The organism is uncultured Desulfovibrio sp. (assembly GCF_949282365.1).
In the GTDB taxonomy this organism is placed as follows: Bacteria; Desulfobacterota; Desulfovibrionia; order Desulfovibrionales; family Desulfovibrionaceae; genus Desulfovibrio.
Window position 1 is genome coordinate 1 of sequence record NZ_CASDOY010000021.1, and the last position, 18,146, is coordinate 18,146.

The window sequence follows — 18,146 nt, forward strand, 5'->3', positions numbered from 1 at the left end:
AAAAAGTCTATGATTCTCAAGCAGCAGGCGGAGCCCAAGTTCTCCACCCGCCGCTATAACCGCTGCAAGATCTGCGGCCGGCCCCACGCCTACCTCCGGAACTACGGCATCTGCCGTATCTGCTTCCGTGAGATGGCCTACAAGGGCGAGATCCCCGGCGTGCGCAAGGCCTCCTGGTAAGGAGCCCGTTCGTTCGTCCCCCGGAGGGTGCGGCAGGCGGAGACGCTCCGCTCCTGCGCCCCGGCGGGACGGCGCTTTCCCCGGCCCCGGGGAAAGGAAACGGGGCGACGGTGGGGACCGCCGCCCCGCCGGGGCAGGACAGGAAAAGGAGGAAGGAGCGCGCTCCGGTCCGCACCCTGCCGGAGCATCCGGCGCGACCGATGCGACCGGCGCGGCCTTCCGCGCGCCTAGATGCGCAGCATGCCGGCCATCAGGGCCGCATCCGCGGCGGCCGCTCCCGGGGCGTCGGCAGCGGCGGCGTCGCAGGCCAGGCAGCGTTCCTGCCAGTGGGCGGCCACGTTGACGAAATTGCCCACCCAGGTGCCCACATTGGCATCCGTGAGCGCGGTCAGGGGCAGCGTGCCCTGCAGGGTCACGCCCGTATCTTCACGGGCGGCCAGGGTGAAGCCCTGGGTCTGGTGGAAGAAGGTGTTGGCGTCCAGCAGTGCGGCGCAGAGCTCGTCACGCTTGCGTGCGGGCAGGGGGGCCACCACGGTGAAGATCATGACCTGATCCGTGGCGAGGCAGCGCAGGCTGACCTCGAAATCGTCGATGACCAGCAGGCAGGAGGGATCGTCGTCGCGGGTCTCGATGCCGGGCAGGCCCAGTTCACGGGCCAGGGCGGCCAGCAGGGAAGAAAAAGCGGGGTTCATGGCAGGGGCTCCTTGTTAGGGGATCAGGCATCCTGGGGCTGACGGGCCTGCATGCGGCAGGCCGTGAGCACGCCCCGGCCGTCCGGGGTGACGGTGTAGGTGAAGTCCGCATCCAGCGGCGACTGGGGCGGCGTGTGGTAACGCATGGTTACATCGCCGTTGGCCTCGCGGCGGATGTCGATGTCCAGGGGCGAGTGCTCGTCCAGCAGCACGCCGGTCCGGTCGCTGAGGGTGCGCACCAGGAACGCGCCGGACTGGCCCATGCTGAGGAGGACCTGCCGTGTCTGCGCGTCATTGTTGCCGCAGAGCAGCTGGGCCCGGATGGTCAGATTGTGCGACATGGTGGACGGCCGGCCATGCTCGAAATCGTTCTTGTCCTCGTCGGTCATGTAGGCGATGTCCTGGATATGGACGGTGGCCTCTGCCTCCGCCGGGATGCCCACACCGCCGAAACTGATGGTGGGCCGGTAACCGGGAAGGGCGTGTTGCGTACCGCGCCGGTTCAGGTCTATGGCCATCTCCTTTTCCACCGCGGCCATGTCGCCCAGGCGCGCCAGAGGCGTCAGGGCAGGCGGGAAGGCGAAGTCCTGGAGTCCGAAGCCGGCAGTCGTGCTGGTGGCTTCCAGGGCCTTTTCCAGGCGCACACCGGCACTGAGCAGGAGCATGCCGTTGAAGGGGGCCGCGGGATCCTCCGAGCGGGCCTGGAACATGGCCAGGAGCTTGTCATACATGGCGCTGTTGAAATCACGCTGGCTCCTGGCAGCCAGATCCTGCGGCATGGCCTCCTGGAAGCAGCCCTGCCACAGGGTCTCGCGGCTGAGGGTGCCCTGGGGCTGCAGGGCGCGCATCTCGGGCAGGCGCCGCATGGCCACCATGATGAGGGCGATACCGCCGCCCAGGTTCAGCTGGGGCGCCAGTGTGGCCATCTCGCCCACAGACTGGCGGGGGGCCAGGCTCATGGCATCACGGAGCGTGGCGTCCCCCAGGCCCGGCTTGCCGCAGGCAAAAGCAAAGCATTGCAGGGAGGTCTGGTTGGCCGTGGAAAGATCGCGGAAGAAGTCCGCGGGCGTGCCCTGACGTCCTGCCGCGCTTTCTTCCGCCAGCACGCGGTCCATGAGCTGGCCCAGCTGGGCCTTGAGCTCGCCGTCCACACCAAGATGGGTGGCGCAGGCATCCAGGGCGGCGTCGCGGGTCAGCTGCGGATCGATGCCGGAGAGGATGTAGTCCGCGGGCCGGGACTGGAGGGTCTGCATGGTCACGGCCTCGGCCATGTCCTGATAGGAAAGCAGCTTCTGGCTGTTGGCCGCCATGTCGTTGATGATCCGCTCGAAGGCCTGGCGCAGGGCCGGGGAGGGCTGGAGGTCGTTCTTCGCGCAGAAGCCCTGCAGCGCATGGTCCAGATTGCGGGTATCGCCCGCGCCGTCGTTGCCCAGCAGGAAACGGCGGGCCATCTCGCCATTGGCCGGGCCCAGGGCCTGGGACATGTTCGATGCCTGGGCCAGGATGTCGCGGGCCACGCGGGCCTTGAGCGGCTTGCCCTGCTGGCGCATGGCGCTGAGCTGCGGGGCCAGGGCGTCGGCGATGCCGTCGCCGTACCGGTTGCGGATGGCGCCGAGGAAAGCCTCGGCGGAGGCGCGGTGGGTGGCCTTGGCGGTGAAGAAGGCGCCGATCCTGCCGGTGGTCTGGAAGCCGCCTCCCGCAGTGGCCACAAGGCGGTCATGGTTTCCGGCCACGTCGGCCAGGCGGGTCAAAGAGGCAACATTGACGCGATCGATATGGGGCATGGGGATCCCTCCCGGGGATGGTCGATAGGGTGTGCGGTGCGGGATGCACCGCAGGACGTCGTCCTGGACGAAGCAAGCTTCATGCCAGCAGCGACCAGCCTACAGGGGAAAGCCGGCAGTGTCCATTTTTCTCCTTTCAGCAGCGTCCGGGCGCGGCCGGGGTAGGGGGAAAAGCGCCGGACTGGCAACGATGTTGCCACCACAGGTACGGCGAGGCAGCGGCACGGGACAAAAAGTGGTAGAGCAGCCCTGAAGGACTGCCGTGATGCGGGCGCAAAAGGACTGCCGCGGCGGCTCCGCAAGCCTCGGGGCCGGGCATCAGCCCTCGTAGACCTTGTGGCCATCCAGCCAGAGCCAGCCCAGCAGGCAGGCCAGCCCCACCAGGACGGCCATGAGCGCCTGGGCGGCCACGGGACCGGGCCAGACGGGCAGGGCGCAGAGCAGCATGGACAGGCTGCCGAACAGCAGGCCGCCGCTGTTGATGAGGGCCGTCAGGCTGCCGGTATCGCCCTTCATCTGGTTGAGCATGAGTACCGTGGCCGGGGGGCGCAGGGCGCTGCCGCAGAAGCTGACGGGCGCGCAGAGCAGGGCGAAGATGAAGGGCCCCTGATCCCCCACCAGCAGCAGGCCCAGCCCGGCCAGGACGACGATGCCCAGATAGGCGGCAAAGAAGACGCGCCGGGGCGCGGTACGGAAGAAGCGCTCGTGCGCCAGCGGGCCCAGCATGCTCATGCCCGCGTTGAAGGCGAAGAACAGGCTGTAGCCCTGCGGCGAAAGGCCGAACAGGCCCTGGAAGATGTAGGAGGAAAGGGCCAGATAGGCCATGAAGGGCATGCTGGTGGCGGAAAAGAGCAGCAGCAGGCAACGGAAGCCCCGGTGGCGCAGCACCACCAGCAGACGGCCCAGGGTGCGGAAGGCGTTGCCCTGCACCGGACGGGTCATGGTCTCGCGCAGCAGCAGGGTCCCGCCGGCGGCCAGCAGGCCGCAGAGCAGCAGGCAGGCGAAGATGCCGCGCCAGTCGGTGACGGCCAGCAGCGCGCCGCCGATGACCGGGGCCAGCATGGGCGCCAGGATGGTGATGGTCTGGATCCAGGTGATGACCTTTTCCATGGCCCGGCCGCGCAGCACGTCCTTGACGATGGCCAGGGCCATGGCGCTGATGCCGCCGCTGCCCACGGCCTGCACGGCGCGCCAGAAGAGCAGGGGCCAGATGGACTGGGCCAGGGCCAGGAACAGGCTGGAGACCACATAGAGCAGCGCGCCCGCGTAGAGCACGGGCTTGCGGCCGTATTTGTCGCTGAGCGGTCCCCAGAAGAGCATGGATGCGCCGAACAGCAGCAAGAAGCAGGAGATGCTCAGGCTGGAGAGGGCGTCCGTGGTCTGCAGGGCCTGCGTCATGTGCGGCAGGGCGGGCAGGTACATGTCGGTGGAGAGCGGCGCGAAGGCGCTCAGGAAGGCCAGGTAGACGACCAGCCAGCGATTGCCGGGGGCGAAGACTTTTTGGGGCATGATGGGACTCCATGCGCCGTCATGGACGGACAGGCCAGTGCTAGCCAAGATCGGCAAAATATTCAATGGGTGTCCCGGCGCGGGGAACATGGCCGTGCTTGTCCGGCCGGCCTTGCCGCCGCTGCCCGCGCTGCTCGGCGCCCTTTCCCGGCATGGCCGCGCAGTGGGCCGCATGCCGGAGCCCATCCCTTCGCCTGTTGCCTGGAGCGCGTTTATCCCGCCGGAGCGCCGGGCGTCGTCGCTCCCTCCTGGCCGGGGAGGGGCCCGCGCATGGCCCGTAACGGTCCCGGGCCGGCTCCGGGCCTGCGGGTACGGTGCTCTTGGCCGGCCGGGGCCCCGTCCCGTGCAGCTCTCCGTCCCGGCGTAGCGCGGCAAGGCGCATGCGGACAGGTCAGGTCACGGATCGCCGGAGGCCCGGCAAAAAAGAAGGACGGGCCCGCCGGATGCGCCGGACCCGTCCCGCAAGGGGCGTGGTGCCGCCCTAGCGCAGGGCGTCAGCGATGGCCGAAGCCGAAGGGGAAGACAGCACCCTGCCGTCGGCGATGACGGCAGGGACGCGCTTCACGCCGTAGTAGCGGGAGATCTGCACGGCCTGGTACATGTTCACGTTGCCGGCATTGTAGCAGTAGCGGGCCACGTCCAGTTCCTGGCTGGCAGGCACGGGCGGGCGCAGCCTGGCCATGTAGGCATAGTGGATGGGCAGGTCGGTGGCGGTGACGGTGGCGTCGTATTCGTTGGTGAAGGGTACGACACGGCCCTGCTTCTTCTGGGCGGCCTTGATGCGGTTCCATTCGCCGAGGGCGTGGCTCATGTAGTCCATGGCCTGGCCCTTGCGTTCGTAGCTGATCCAGATGCCCATGCCCATGAGGTCGGTGCCGTAATTTTCCGTATTCTTGGCAAAGACCGCGATCTTGACGTCCTGGGGCGAGAGCCTGCCCGCCGCATCGCGCACGGCCTTCCAGACGCGGGCGCTGTCGGACGAGGCGAAGTCCAGCAGCACGATGAGTTCATGCGGGGCCGTCCTGTTGCCGAAGAAGACGGGATAGATCTCCTCGCGCCAGTGGGGCCGGTGCGCCGCTTCGTCCTCGATGCTCTGGCGGTCGGCACCCATGGCCCGCACCATGGCCATGCCCTCGGCGGAAAGGCTCCGGGTATTGGGCAGGGCCTTGTTCATCCAGGGATTGAAGGCATTGGCCGCAGCGGCGGGAGCGCCCTGCACCGCGGGCGTCAGGGCGGCGCCGCTGTCCTTTTCCGTCACGCCGCAGGCAGAGATCAGGCCGCAGACCAGCAGGAGCAGCGGCAGAAGCAGCAGGTTTTTCACTTTTCCCCTTCCTTTTTGACAGTTGGCAAGGCGGCCACGGCGGCTTCCAGATGCCGCAGCCAGATCTCGGCGAAAGCACGGTATTCGGCCGTACCGTGGACCACAGGCTCGCAGGCGTGCCCGGCGGCTTCGATGCGCGCGCGCCAGGAGTCCGGCGCGCTGCCGGCCATGTCTTCCAGCGTATGACGCCCCACCACGGACAGCAACGGCATGAGCCAGACCCGGCGGGACGTGAGGCGCGGCAGCAGGGCGTCGAGCTCCAGAGCGCCGCTCATGGTACCCACATGCACATGGCCGTCCAGGGCGCTGACGGCTTCGGCCAGCGCCGTGTAACTGTCGGTGGCCCGCTTGCGGCTGCCGTGGCCCATGAGGACCACATCCTCGTCGGGCAGGCGGTCCTGGGGCAGGTGGGCCAGCACGGCCAGCGCGGCGGCGCGGACGTCTTCCTCACCGGCCAGCAGGGGCGCGCCCAGGCTGACGTGCAGACCGTCCAGGCGGCCGGCGGCATCGGCATCGGCGCGGACGTCGGTATGTTCGCTGCCGGGGATGATCTGCAGGGGCTGCACGGCCACATGGGTGAAATTTTCCAGGCGCAGACGGTACAGGGCCTTGAGCACGGAATCGTTCTTCTGCCGGGCGCGCGTCAGGCGATCGCGCAGCAGCTCCGACGAGAGCGCCCAGCGCACGGAGAGGCCCGGGAAGCGTTCACGCACCCAGGTGTCGAACTGGCGCAGCGAGCCGCGCCCCTGCGGGCTGCTCGTGCCATAGGCGACCAACAGAATGGCGGTTTTCATCCCTGTTGGTGTACGTCACTTGGCGCACGCTGGCAAGGCTGGTCCGGCCCTGCGGTTGACCGGCGGCAGCGGGAAGGCTACAGTGCGTCATACGTTGGAGGATTGTTCGTGAAAGCTCTGGTTCTGGAAGGCCGCACCGGACTGCTGGGGCAGGCCCTGCGCCATGTCCTGCGCGGGCGCGGCTGGTCGGTGGAATCCCTGGAACGCTCGGACGGTGACATCCTGGATGCCGAATTCTTGCAGGCACGCCTGGAGGGCTGCGCGCCGGATGTGGTCTTCAGCTCCCTGGGCTGGAACACCGTGGATGACGCCGAAGACCACCCCGACGAGGTCCTGCTCTACAACCGGACCCTGCCGCATACCCTGGCCTGCCTGCTCAAGACCCGCGGGCAGGGACATCTGGTGCATTTCAGTTCTGGGCTGGTCTTCTCGGGCCAGCATGGCAGCCCCTGGCGGGAAGAGGACGCCACCGCGCCCCTCAACGTCTACGGCAAGACCCGTCTGGCCGGGGAGCAGGCCGTGCTGCAGACCCTGCCGGAACGTGCCTGCGTGGTGCGTACGGGCTGGCTGTTCGGCCCCGGCAAGCGCAATTTCGTGGACGATATCCTCAACGCCTGCCACCGGCGCGACAGCATCACCATCGTGGACGACCGCACCGGCTCCCCCACCTATTCGCTGGACCTGGCCCTGTGGAGCATCATGCTGGCGGAACGCCAGGCCACGGGCCTGTGGCACGCCGTCAACAGCGGCCAGGCCACCTGGTGCGAGCTGGCCTGCGAGGCCGTGGCCCTGGCGGGCAACGAGTGCCGCGTGGAGCCCATCCCGTCCTCGCAATGGCCGCAAAAGGCCCAGCGTCCGCCCTATACGGTGCTGGACTGCGGCAAACTTTCCGCATATCTGGGGATGCACCCGCGTCCCTGGACCCAGGCCCTGCGGGAACACTTCTTCTGCGATCCCTTCGACGCCTAGCGGCGTCGTGAGCAGTGTACGACACTTTTCCGGACTTGCATGGTTTGGACGTGAAAGGCCGCCTTCGGGCGGCCTTTCGCACGCAGGGGGCTGCGGCTCCCTGTTTTTTCGTCGCCCCTGCGGGAAAAGACCGGATGGACGGGACGCCGGACAGGCGGGCCGGTCGGGCTCGTCAGGCAATGTCGGCGGACAGCCGGGCAGACAGGCCGGCAGGCAGACATGGCCAGCGGGTGGAGCGGGAGACGGGGCCGCGGGCAGCAGCGACAGCAGGCTCTCCGGCAGGGGGAGGTCCGGTTTGTCCCTGTCCGCGTCGCGCCGTGCCTCAGGCTCCCGCAGGGGGGGCGCGCTGCCTGGAAGACTGGCCCGATACGCCCGGACGGGTCTCCGGCTCCTGCAGAGGACAAGGAAGCCGCGCTCCGCACCGTTGCCGGACAGGCGGGGCAGCCCCCGGCCTGCGGAGGGGAGTGGACAGGGGGACGGCTCCAGGCCGCGCCGGCGCCCCTTCCCTTCATCATCGTTTGGGCGCGACCCGGATCAGGGCCGCGGCCCCTGCCAGCAGGGTGCGACGCTGTGCCGCGGCGCAGCCGGCGTCGTGCAGGCAACCTTCCAGACCGCCGCGCCGCAGCCAGACGCGGGCGGACGTTTCCCTCCCCCAGGGCAGGAAGCCGGGCAGGGCGCGCCGCAGCAGGGCGGCGGGCAGGCCCAGGTTGCGTTCGGCCAGGATGAAGTCCGCCAGCCAGAGCTGCCGCGTCGCCAGGGCGCAGGCCCGCAGCAGGCTCACGGCATCGGGCCAGGGCAGGGCGAAGAGGAGATAGGCCAGACGCAGGCCGGGCAGCGCGCCTGCGGGCAGGTCGGGCAGGGCCGCGAAGGGGGCCGCCGGCATCCCGCCGGAGGGGGTGCGCGTGGCGCCGTCCGGGCGAGAGCTCTGACAGGCGGCAGGAGCCGCCCCTGTGGCCGTGGCCGGGCATGTCCCCGTGCCCGGGCCGGCGGGGACGACAAGTTGTACGCCGGTTCCATGAGCGCCCGTTCCTGCGGATGCGGCCGGGATCGCGGGCAGGGCATTGCAGGGCAGGACGCGGCTCCCGTCCGGCCAGGGCACGCGGCGGCGGAGCACGGCGTACAGGCCGGGAGCTGGCCATGCGGGCCGCAGGGTACGCAGGCGCGTCACATCGGCGGCGGGCAGGAGTTCCCGCAGCAGGGGAGCGGAGAGGGCGTTCATCGGCCAGCCTCTCCGGCCGTCTCCAGGACGCCCAGCAGGTGGGCCCGGGCCGCGGCATAGGCGGGCGTGGAGGGCAGACCTTCCAGCAGGCGGCGGGCGTGGCCCTCGGCCACGAAACGGGCGCGGCTGGCCGGGAAATGCATGTCATAGAACCATGTGCCCAGCAGTACCCGGAAATCATTGACGCTTTTCAGGTCGGCATAGGCCGCTACCCGGCCGGAAAGGGCAGCGCTGATGACCGTGTCGCTGTGGACGGCGGGATCGTCGGGCAGGCTCAGGACCACGGTGGGGCAGTAGGGGCGCGGTCCGGAAAGATGCGCGTCCATGACCCGCAGGATGTCCAGCTTGTCCGCGTCGCGCACGGCATGGCAGATGCGGGCCATGCCGTCCGGCAGCCCGGCGGGCAGGGCGAAACGGTTGTGCAGGCCCACGGCGGCCAGCACCAGCTTGCGGATCAGCGGGCTTTCGTCCCGCAGGCGCTGCTCGCGTTTGAGGATGCGCACGCCCCACTGGCCGTGGTTGCAGGAATCGCGGTCGCGGAAGGTGTGCCAGCGCAGATACTGCTCGAAGCGCGCCACATCGTGGTAGAGGGCGGCCAGCAGGCAGGCGCGGTCCAGGGGCGGGGCGAAACGGCCGCTGCGCACGATGGCCCGGGCGTGTCCCAGCACCTGCATGGTGTGGTGCAGCTTGAGATCCATGGGCGCAGGATCGCCGCCGGGCCGGGCGCATTCCTTTGCGCGTTCCGCTGCCGCATAGGCGGCGAACCAGTCTTCATGGGCCGTGATGTCCGGCAGGTGGGGAAGTGAGGTGTCCATGCCTCCGGTGTACGCTCCGGCCGGGAGCGAGGCAAGGGGCGCGGGTGACGGCGGACGGCATGGCATGGCCGCGTCATGGGCTGCACTGCCATATCGGGCGCTGTGCCTGGACGGAGACGGTCTGGACAAAGTCCTGCCCGCACGGGGCGCGCACAGATCGTGCAGGACAAAGGAGCCTTTGTGCCTGTGAGGATGCTCCCTTCCTGGCAGGTGCGTTTGGGAAAGGCGGGCCGTGAGGAGTACCTCCCGCGTCGGGCGCGGGTGACGGCGGCCCTCAGGGCCGTGCCCGTTGCGACGGGGATGGGGCGGGTATCGACGGCATGGGGACGGCCTTGCCCCGAAAGATGTCCCCCCTTCCGGCCCTAGCGCCGGAAGCGGCTGTCGGCCTTCCGCCAGGCGGCGGCCTGTTCGGCGGCGTCGGCCACGCGGGCGTCCACGATGGTCTTGCCGATGGGGCAGAGGGCCAGGGCCGCCAGCTTGACGTGCTGCCAGGCGAAGGGGATGCCGATGATGGTCACGGCGCAGGCCAGGGCCGAGAGCAGATGCCCGCAGGCGATCCAGATGCCGCAGAGCAGCAGCCAGACGATGTTGCCCACCGTGCCCAGCGGCCCGGTACCGATATCGCCTTCGCCGGTCAGCACCTCGCGGGAGACCGGCATACGGCCGAAGGGCATGAAGGCGAATCCGGCCATGACGAAGCAGGCCCGGCCCCAGGGGATGCCGATGATGCTGAGGAAGCAGAGGACGCCCGCGATGCACCAGAGCAGGCCCGTGCCCAGACCGAAGGGAAAGAACCAGAGGACATTGCCGAGACAGCCCAGCGCTTGCATGGCGTACTCCTGGAAGACGTGAGCGGGATCTTTATGCTACACGGGCGCGGGCATGCTGTCCATGCGCGGGCCGTCCCCGGACACGGCGAAAGATCACGGCGGGCTCTGGGCGTCCGGGCATCCCGGACGTCTGGAGGACAAGGTCAGCCGCCGCCCGGCGGGCGTGCTTTCTCCAGCCCGTGGGCGCAGCGTGCCCTGGCCTACCGACCGGACAGGAGGAAGCGCGCAGCAGTCCTTTGGCCGTCGTGTGGACCGGCCTCCCGGCGGGCACGGACGGAACTGGCGCGCGGGCCTATCGTCCCCGCGCGGCGGGGAGGGCGGGGCCGTGAGCGCTTCAGACCGTGGGCAGGAGCCAGCAGAAGGCCGCCAGCATGGCCGCCAGCAGGCAGAGCTGGGCGGCCACGGCCAGCCAGCAGGCCTTGCGGAAGTCCCGGATGCGTTTCGCGGCCGCGGCGGCGAGAAGGCGCAGCTCCGCTTCGCCCCGACGCAGGGCGGCCTCGTCCCGGGGGGCGAGACCGGGCACGCCGGACGCGAGCGCACGCCCGAGCAGATCGATCCGGGCCTGCAGTTCCGCCTGTTCCCGTTCCCGTTCCCGGAGCCGGGCGCGGTTGTTCTCCGCGGCCTTGCGGGCGAAAAAACGGCTTTTGGCCTTATCGTGGCGCATAGGGGCCCCCGGGGCAGAAAAAAAGGGGAAGGCGGACGCCTTCCCCTCTGAGGATCGGATACGGAAGGCGGCTAGGCCTTGTCGAAATCGACGACCACCTGTTCGCCGTCGCCATTGCGGCGGGCGATGCTGCCGATGGCCCAGGCGGACATGCCAAAGGCCTGGATGCGGTTGATGGTCTCTTCCACCTGTCCTTCGGGCAGGACCAGCACATAACCGATACCGCCGTTGAAGATCTGCAGGATCTCGGGCCAGGAGAGCCCGCCCGCTTCATGCAGCCACTTGAAGACCGGCGGCATGTCCCAGCTGCCGAAGTCGATGTGCGCTTCCACCTGGTTGGGCAGCACGCGCGGGATATTGTCGTAAAAGCCGCCGCCCGTGATGTGGGCCATGCCGCGCACGTCCAGGTCGCGCAGCAGGGAGCGCACCACTTCCACATAGATCTGGGTGGGGGCCAGCAGCACGTCGCGCACGGTGGCGCCGTCGGCGCCGGGGAAGGCGTCGTCCGGGCCCAGACCGCTCTTGGCCAGGATCTTGCGCACCAGCGAGTAGCCGTTGGAGTGCAGGCCCGTGGAGGCCAGGCCCACGATCCTGTCGCCCACGCGGATGCCGGAGCCGTCCACCAGTTTGGCATTGTCCACGATGCCCACGCAGAAACCGGCCAGGTCGTACTCGCCGTCGCCGTACATGTCGGGCATCTCGGCGGTCTCGCCGCCCAGCAGGGCACAGGCGGACTGGCGGCAGCCTTCGGCCACGCCGCTGATGACCGTATGGGCGGTGTCCACATCCAGCTTGCCGGTGGCGAAATAGTCAAGGAAGAACAGGGGAGTGGCCCCCTGGACCAGGATATCGTTGACGCTCATGGCCACAAGGTCGATGCCCACGGTATCGTGCTTGTTGAAGGCAAAGGCCAGCTTGAGCTTGGTGCCCACGCCGTCGGTGGACGAGACCAGCACAGGGTCGCTCATGTTGCCGATTTCAGGTCTGAACAGGCCCCCGAACCCCCCGATGTCGGAGATGACCCCCTTGGTATGCGTGCGCTGCACCAGATGCTTGATGCGCGCCACGAGATCGTTGCCGGCCTGGATATCGACGCCGGCTTCGGTATATGCTTTTGCGCGATCTGTGGACATGAGTATCCTCCTTGGTGGAAGACACCCTAGCAAAAAATCTGCCGAAGCCCAAGCGGCTTTTTGGGCTAAATGCCGGCCGGGACGGTTTTCCGCAGCTTTTTCCATGACAGGGCGCAAAGGAGCCTGCTATGCTGGGCCCGACGCGACGGCAGCGCCGCGGCCCGCGCCGCGCGTGCGGGACAGCGGACAGGCGGAAGGGAGGCCGGTACCGCAGACGACGGACCGCACCGTGCGTGCGGGACAGCCGGGGCGCGTCATACGGCAAAAGGAGAGCTTATGGAAACTGTCTTGTGGACCGCCCTGGACGACGGCAGGCTGCGCTGCGACCTCTGCGCCCATGCCTGCGCGCTCGCGCCGGAGCAGACCGGGCGCTGCGGCGTGCGCCGCAACGAGGGCGGCGTCCTGCGTTCGCTGGTGGACGGGCTGGTGACGGGCGTGCAGGCCGATCCGGTGGAAAAAAAGCCCCTCTACCATTTCCTGCCCGGCAGCCGGACCTTTTCCGTGGGCAGCGCGGGCTGCAATTTTTCCTGCCTGTTCTGCCAGAACCACCACATCTCCCGCGACCCGCTGGAACAGGGGCGCATCAGCGGGCAGCGCGTGTCGCCGGAGCAGTTGGCGGAGGCGGCCCTGCGGAGCTCCTGCCGCAGTCTGGCCTTCACCTACAACGAGCCCACGGTCTTCGTGGAGCTGCTGGCGGCCACGGCGGCGCTGGCGCAGGAGCGGGGCCTGCCTTCCCTGCTGGTGAGCAACGGTTTCATGAGCGGGGCCTGCCTGCGTCTGCTCGGGCCCCTGGTGCGGGCGGCCAATATCGACCTCAAGGCCTTCAGCGAGGATTTTTACCGGCAGTATTGCGGTGCGCGCCTGCGCCCGGTGCTGCGCAATCTGGTGCGCATGCGCGAGCTGGGCTGGTGGCTGGAAGTGACGACCCTGATCCTGGAAGGCGTCAACGACAGCGAGGCGGAAGTGCGTGCCCTGGCCCGCTTCATCCGTGACGAGCTGGGGCCGGATACGCCCTGGCATGTGACGGCCTTCCATCCCGCCTACCGCATGGCGCGTCATCCGGCCACGCGGGCGGCGACCGTCCGGCGCTGCCGGGAGGCCGGTCTGGAGGAAGGACTGCGCTTCGTCTACACGGGCAACATCTTGTGGGCGGACGGCGGCACGACACGCTGTCCGCAGTGTGGGGCCCCCTGCCTGGAGCGGCAGGGCTGGCAGGTGGATCTTGCGGCGGACGACGGCGTCTGCCCGCACTGCGGCAACAGGCTGCCGGGAGTATGGACGTTATGATCATCGTGTACACAGGCAACGGCAAGGGCAAGACCAGTGCCTGCATCGGGCAGGCCGTGCGGGCCCTGGGCCGGGATCTTTCCGTGGGCTTCGGCCAGTTCATGAAACAGCCGGGCTGCGCCGGAGAGCAGATCATGCTGGCCCGGCTGCTGGGCGACGACTTCCTGGCTGGCGGCAAGGGCTTTTTGCGCCGGGAGGAGGAGCGCCCCGCCCACAGGGGAGCGGCCCTGGCCACCCTGGACTGGGCCCGGCAGCGTCTGGAACGTCTGGACCTGCTGGTGCTGGACGAGACCCTTTACGCCCTGAAGGCGGGCATCCTGGAGCGCGACGAGGTGGAAGGGCTCATGGCGGCGGCGCGCCGGGCGGGCTGCCATCTGGTGCTTTCGGGCCGGGACGCCCCGGACTGGCTGGTGGAGGCCGCCGATCTGGTCACCGAGATGGGCGAGATCAAGCATCCCTGGCGGGCGGGCATCAAGGCCGCACCGGGCATCGAGTTCTGAGCCGCGGGCCGGGCTCCTGCCCGGGAAGGCGCGCTCTCGCTCTCCTGGCAGCCCGCCTCCAGCGCGGTGGCTTGGGCTCCCGCAGGCTGTGGATGGCGGGATGGGCGTGCTTGCTCCGGCTCTTGTGTGTTCGCGTCCCCCGCAGGCGCGCGGACGGCAGAATCCTCTATTTGCATCGACAATGTGGCGATACCCTCCCGCAGGCGCGCGGACGGCAGGCACACCACGCAGCGGAGCGAGCGGGGCGAAAAGGACGCGAGGCCGGACTCGCGCATGCCCCAGGTTGCCGTCCGGCAGAGCGACATCCCCAGGCATGCGCACGGCGTCTCCCCGTCCTGCGGACGGGCCGCGGGAACGGGGGCATGTTTCGGTGCACTGGCGGCGTGCCTGGCGTGGGCTTTTGGGGGAAAACGGAACGGGCCTGCTCCGTGAGGAACAGGCCCGTGTCATGGGGGCCGTGCCTGTTGGGCCGCAAGGCCTTACAGGCATCGACAGCAAGGCAAAGGGATCTCCTCCCCCGCAAAACGGAACGTCATGGGTCCCGCACTAGATGGCGGCGCCCGCGGCCTCGTCACCTACCGGCGGTGGCGGCGGCGCGGTGGGCGGGGTCAGCTTGTGCGAGGAATGGGCCGGCGGCATGGTGGGCACGTTCTGCGGCTGGGCGGCGGGCTGGCCTGCCGGCTGGGACACGGGCGTGGCCTGGGGCGCGGTCGCCGGCTTCTGGCCCGCTCCGGGCACCACCTGCCCCTTGGGCACGGGCATGTCGGCCTGCTTCTGGGGCAGCATCAGATAGCTGATGACCTGCTTGACGCCTTCCACCTGCCGTGCGGCGCGGATGGCCAGCTTGCGTTCGGCCTCATCCTTGACCACGCCCAGCAGGACCACGCGGCCGGCATTGACTTCGGTATCGATGCGCGTGGAGCTCAGGCCCGAGGTGCCGATGAGTTCCGTGCGCAGCTTGGTGGCCAGTACGAAGTCGCCGGTCTCGCTCTTGGCGGGCGTGAACCAGTGCGAGGTGACGGAGCGCACGCCCTTGTGCTTGCGGGCGATGCGAATGGCCTTGGAGCGCATCGTTTCGGGCACCTCGCCCACCAGGAAGACATGGCCGTAATAGCAGTAGACATTGATGCCCCAGCCCTGGGACAAATGGGCGTCCATGAGGTCGGACTTGATCTGCAGGGAGATCTCCTTGTCGTCGGCGATGGTGCCGCCCAGACGCTGGTCGTCGTACACGCCGTAGAGTGCGCCGCAGCCGCTGCAGCACAGCAGGCAGGAAAGAAGCAGCAGGGGGACGATGAAGCGCATGAAGCCTCCTTGCGCCGGAGCGCTATTCCTTTTCACGCCGGATGCGGGCGCCCACGGCGTTGAGCTTGTTCTCGATACGTTCGTAACCTCTGTCCAGATGGTAGATGCGCTGGACGTGGGTCGTGCCCCGGGCGGCCAGACCGGCCAGGACAAGGGAGGCGCTGGCGCGCAGGTCCGAGGCCATGACGGGTGCGCCGGTCAGGCGGCTGACGCCGCGCACCATGGCCGTATGTCCGGAGATCTTGATGTCCGCGCCCATGCGCACCAGCTCCAGCACATGCATGAAGCGGTTTTCAAAGATGCTTTCCTCCACCATGCTGGAGCCCTCGGCCAGGCACATCAGGGCCATGATCTGGGCCTGCATGTCGGTGGGGAAGCCGGGATAGGGCCGGGTCTTCACGTCCGCGCCGCGCAGCAGGCCCTGATGGCGGGCCAGCACGCCGTCGGGGCGCTGCTCGACGGCGAGGCCCATGCTCTCCAGCTTGGCGATGACGGCTTCCAGCTCGGTGAAGGGGCAATTCCTGAGCAGCAGTTCGCCGCCGGTGATGCCCGCCGCCACCAAAAAGGTCCCGGCTTCGATGCGGTCGGCCATGATGGCGTATTCCGTGCCGCGCAGGCTGGAGACGCCCTCGATGCGGATGGTGCTGCTGCCGTGGCCCTCGATGCGGGCGCCGCAGGAGATGAGAAAATTGGCCAGGTCCACCACTTCGGGCTCGCGGGCGGCATTCTCCAGGATGGTCTCGCCCTCGGCCAGCACGGCCGCCATGAGCAGGTTTTCCGTACCGCCCACCGTGGGCATGTCGAAGGTGATGTGCGCCCCGCGCAGCTTGTCGCAGCGGCCCATGATGTAGCCTTCTTCCAGTTCGAAGACGGCCCCCATGAGTTCCAGGCCCTTCAGGTGCTGGTCCACGGGACGGGCGCCGATGGCGCAGCCGCCGGGCAGGGCCACGCGGGCCTGGCCGATGCGCGCCAGCAGGGGCCCCAGACAGAGCACCGAGGCGCGCATGGTGCGCACCAGATCGTACGGGGCTTCGGGCAGCAGGCTGCCGGGAGCCAGGCTCACGCGGTGATCGTCGTAACTGCAGGGGCAGCCCAGCACGTTCAGGAGCTTGATGGTGGTGTGGATGTCGCGCAGGTCGGGCACATTGGTGTAGACCATGGGGGCATCCAGCAGGATACCGGCAAACAGAATGGGCAGGGCGGCATTCTTGGAGCCGCTGATCTCTATGGTCCCCTTGAGCGGCGAACCGCCTTCGATGATAAGCTTGTCCATCAGGTCCTCGTGCGGCCTGCGGCCGGCGGGCCGCGGCGCAGGCTGCGGTTTGCGGCGTCCGGCCGTCCGTGGGAACGGCGGAATGCCTGTGGTTTCCGGCGCCGGCACGCTGGCTGGCGCTGGTATCGGATGCTAGTGTGTTTTCTAAAAAAAATCCAGAAAGGGAAGTGCAAATTTTTGCTTGCATATTTTCCGCGATGTGCGTATATCCATCTTCGCTACGGCGGAAGTAGCTCAGTTGGTAGAGCACCTGGTTGTGGCCCAGGTGGCCGTGGGTTCAAGTCCCATCTTTCGCCCCATACGGAAATCGCCCCGCTTTCGAGCGGGGTTTTCTTTTTTCAGCGCAGGCGTGCGGCAGCCCTGCCGCCGGGCGCAACGGCCACGGCGGGCCCCGCCGCCAACGGGCCGTGCCTGTTGCTGGCCGCACGGCGGGAGCCTTGCGCGGGCCAGTCTCCCCGGCCGTCCTTTTTGAACGCCTGGAGGAACTTGCCTGTGAGGCCGCCCCGGCCTGCCCCGTGGCGCCGGCTTGCCTCTCTCCGGTCAGCGGGCTGCCCCCCTGTCAGCGGGCTGCCAGCGGCGGGCGCTTTGCCTGTGAGGGGCGGGGCCCCGCGCCAGGCCCGGACTGCAGGCCCCGACCCTGCCGGTACGGGGCACAGCAGCGCCTTGCGCGCCACGCCGGCATGTCCGGGAGCTGCCGCCCCGTGACCTGCGGGCCGTGGTCGCCATATCTCTTGCCGGGGGCCGCCCTTGCCAAAGCAGGGCCTTTTGCGTACAAAACAATCCGTCGCGGAGCGTGGCGCAGCATGGTAGCGCACCTGCTTTGGGAGCAGGGGGTCGCTGGTTCGAATCCAGTCGCTCCGACCACAAGGGAATCAAAAGGTTATCCTGAATGTTCAGGGTAACCTTTTTTTGTAGCGGCAGACGGGGCATATCGCGCGGACTGCCGACAGCGGCAGCCTCCCCTTGCCGGCAGACGCGCACCTCGTCTGCAGCGTGGAGATTTTGGGGCCTCTTCCTTGACAGGATGTTCCAGGGAAGATAAAAGATATATACAACTAGATGAATATTTGAGTGACCTATGGACGAGAACCAGCTGAAAGAACAGATTGTCCTGCACCGGCGGGCCATTCCCAACGTGGAAGATCTCCCGGCCTATAAGATCCTGCAGCGCATCATCCAGGCATGCATCGCCGACGGTGTCTGGAAGCCAGGGCAGATCATCCCGCCTGAACGGCTCTTCGCCAAATATACGGGCCTGAGCATCGGCACCGTCAAGAAAGCCATGGCCAACCTTGTCAACGAAGGCGTCCTCTACAGGCGGCAGGGGAGCGGGACCTTTGTTGCAGCGCCGTCGTTCGCGCGTCAGTTGCGGCGTTATTATCTGTTCCTGGAGCACTTTGAAGGACAGGAGCGAGCGAATTCCATCCATCTGTACGGGATCAGGGAGGTGCCCCCCATCCCGGAGGTCAATCATCTGCTCAAACTTCCCGACAATGCCGGACTGATTCGCATCGATCGCATCTTCAAGGAAAAAGAAAAGGCAGTCGTATTCAGCAAGTCATATTTCAGCATCAACGAATTTAAAAATCTTGAGGCTGTTACCGTACAGAGATTCGAGCATGTCCCCCTCTTTGTCATCATTGAGGAAGATTACCATATCAAGGCATCTTACAGCGATGAATTGTATGGCATTTATTCTGTGGATCAAGAAGAGGCGAACATCTTTGACGGCACTGTCGGAGATGCCATGCTTCTGATCAAAACCTTGAACTATACAAAGGAGAACATGCCCTTCGAATACAGGGAAAGTATCTGCAATATGGAGAGCCAGTTTTTGTACAGGCGAATATCGTATTGATGCATTCCGCGAC

17 protein-coding genes and 2 tRNA genes are annotated in these 18,146 nt (G+C 67.8%); 7 read left to right on the forward strand and 12 right to left on the reverse strand.

Annotated elements, in window-relative coordinates:
• Positions 1-180 (forward strand): type Z 30S ribosomal protein S14 (locus Q1X76_RS05855; RefSeq protein WP_300718678.1); only part of this gene is annotated, 180 nt, incomplete at its 5' end.
• A gap of 227 nt (positions 181-407) precedes the next feature.
• Here the strand turns inward: Q1X76_RS05855 and Q1X76_RS05860 are convergent.
• The 5 genes from Q1X76_RS05860 to Q1X76_RS05880 all read right to left on the reverse strand — a co-directional run bounded on the left by Q1X76_RS05860 (position 408) and on the right by Q1X76_RS05880 (position 6,280).
• Positions 408-872: a type III secretion system chaperone gene (locus Q1X76_RS05860; RefSeq protein ID WP_300718680.1), complete on the reverse strand. Its 465-nt coding sequence runs from the start codon at positions 870-872 to the stop codon at positions 408-410.
• A 23-nt stretch (positions 873-895) separates the two neighbouring features.
• A complete protein-coding gene (locus Q1X76_RS05865) occupies positions 896-2,656 on the reverse strand; it encodes a hypothetical protein (RefSeq protein ID WP_300718682.1) in 1,761 nt (586 codons plus the stop codon).
• A 318-nt stretch (positions 2,657-2,974) separates the two neighbouring features.
• Complete coding sequence (locus Q1X76_RS05870) at positions 2,975-4,165, reverse strand: MFS transporter (protein ID WP_300718684.1); 1,191 nt, start codon at positions 4,163-4,165, stop codon at positions 2,975-2,977.
• 481 nt (positions 4,166-4,646) lie between these two features.
• On the reverse strand, positions 4,647-5,486 hold the full coding sequence (locus Q1X76_RS05875) for a hypothetical protein (RefSeq protein WP_300718686.1): 840 nt from the start codon (positions 5,484-5,486) through the stop codon (positions 4,647-4,649).
• Positions 5,483-6,280: a sirohydrochlorin cobaltochelatase gene (locus Q1X76_RS05880; RefSeq protein WP_300718688.1), complete on the reverse strand. Its 798-nt coding sequence runs from the start codon at positions 6,278-6,280 to the stop codon at positions 5,483-5,485. Before Q1X76_RS05880 ends, Q1X76_RS05875 begins: the two co-directional genes overlap by 4 nt.
• Positions 6,281-6,388: 108 nt before the next feature.
• Between Q1X76_RS05880 and Q1X76_RS05885 the strand changes: the two genes are divergently transcribed.
• Positions 6,389-7,249, forward strand: coding sequence for a sugar nucleotide-binding protein (locus tag Q1X76_RS05885; protein ID WP_300718689.1), 861 nt, complete (start codon positions 6,389-6,391; stop codon positions 7,247-7,249).
• 511 nt (positions 7,250-7,760) lie between these two features.
• Here Q1X76_RS05885 and Q1X76_RS05890 read toward each other — a convergent pair.
• From Q1X76_RS05890 to purM, 5 genes are all read right to left on the reverse strand, one after another.
• Positions 7,761-8,468, reverse strand: coding sequence for a hypothetical protein (locus Q1X76_RS05890; RefSeq protein WP_300718690.1), 708 nt, complete (start codon positions 8,466-8,468; stop codon positions 7,761-7,763).
• Positions 8,465-9,283 carry an HD domain-containing protein gene (locus Q1X76_RS05895; protein ID WP_300718692.1) on the reverse strand — a complete coding sequence of 273 codons (819 nt, stop codon included), beginning with the start codon at positions 9,281-9,283 and terminating at the stop codon, positions 8,465-8,467. Before Q1X76_RS05895 ends, Q1X76_RS05890 begins: the two co-directional genes overlap by 4 nt.
• Positions 9,284-9,645: 362 nt before the next feature.
• Entirely contained in the window at positions 9,646-10,113 is a 468-nt protein-coding gene (locus Q1X76_RS05900) for a YccF domain-containing protein (protein WP_300718693.1), read from the reverse strand.
• Positions 10,114-10,447: 334 nt separating this feature from the next.
• Complete coding sequence (locus Q1X76_RS05905) at positions 10,448-10,777, reverse strand: hypothetical protein (protein WP_300718695.1); 330 nt, start codon at positions 10,775-10,777, stop codon at positions 10,448-10,450.
• A gap of 71 nt (positions 10,778-10,848) precedes the next feature.
• Positions 10,849-11,910, reverse strand: a complete 1,062-nt coding sequence (gene purM / locus Q1X76_RS05910; RefSeq protein WP_300718697.1) for a phosphoribosylformylglycinamidine cyclo-ligase — start codon at positions 11,908-11,910, stop codon at positions 10,849-10,851.
• A 276-nt stretch (positions 11,911-12,186) separates the two neighbouring features.
• On the opposite strand from purM, the gene amrS reads away from it, so the two are divergent.
• On the forward strand, positions 12,187-13,197 hold the full coding sequence (gene amrS / locus Q1X76_RS05915) for an AmmeMemoRadiSam system radical SAM enzyme (RefSeq protein ID WP_300718699.1): 1,011 nt from the start codon (positions 12,187-12,189) through the stop codon (positions 13,195-13,197).
• Positions 13,194-13,697: a cob(I)yrinic acid a,c-diamide adenosyltransferase gene (locus Q1X76_RS05920; RefSeq protein ID WP_300718701.1), complete on the forward strand. Its 504-nt coding sequence runs from the start codon at positions 13,194-13,196 to the stop codon at positions 13,695-13,697. Before amrS ends, Q1X76_RS05920 begins: the two co-directional genes overlap by 4 nt.
• Before the next feature lie 546 nt (positions 13,698-14,243).
• Here the strand turns inward: Q1X76_RS05920 and Q1X76_RS05925 are convergent.
• Positions 14,244-15,002: a BON domain-containing protein gene (locus Q1X76_RS05925; RefSeq protein ID WP_300718703.1), complete on the reverse strand. Its 759-nt coding sequence runs from the start codon at positions 15,000-15,002 to the stop codon at positions 14,244-14,246.
• A gap of 22 nt (positions 15,003-15,024) precedes the next feature.
• Positions 15,025-16,275 (reverse strand): UDP-N-acetylglucosamine 1-carboxyvinyltransferase, encoded by a 1,251-nt coding sequence (gene murA, locus Q1X76_RS05930; protein ID WP_300718705.1) that lies wholly within the window; start codon positions 16,273-16,275, stop codon positions 15,025-15,027.
• Positions 16,276-16,498: 223 nt separating this feature from the next.
• Here murA and Q1X76_RS05935 point away from each other — a divergent pair.
• The 3 genes from Q1X76_RS05935 to Q1X76_RS05945 all read left to right on the forward strand — a co-directional run bounded on the left by Q1X76_RS05935 (position 16,499) and on the right by Q1X76_RS05945 (position 18,133).
• A tRNA-His gene (locus Q1X76_RS05935) sits at positions 16,499-16,574 on the forward strand.
• A gap of 488 nt (positions 16,575-17,062) precedes the next feature.
• Positions 17,063-17,139, forward strand: a tRNA-Pro gene (locus Q1X76_RS05940).
• 214 nt (positions 17,140-17,353) lie between these two features.
• Complete coding sequence (locus Q1X76_RS05945) at positions 17,354-18,133, forward strand: GntR family transcriptional regulator (RefSeq protein WP_300718707.1); 780 nt, start codon at positions 17,354-17,356, stop codon at positions 18,131-18,133.
• Positions 18,134-18,146: the final 13 nt, after the last annotated feature.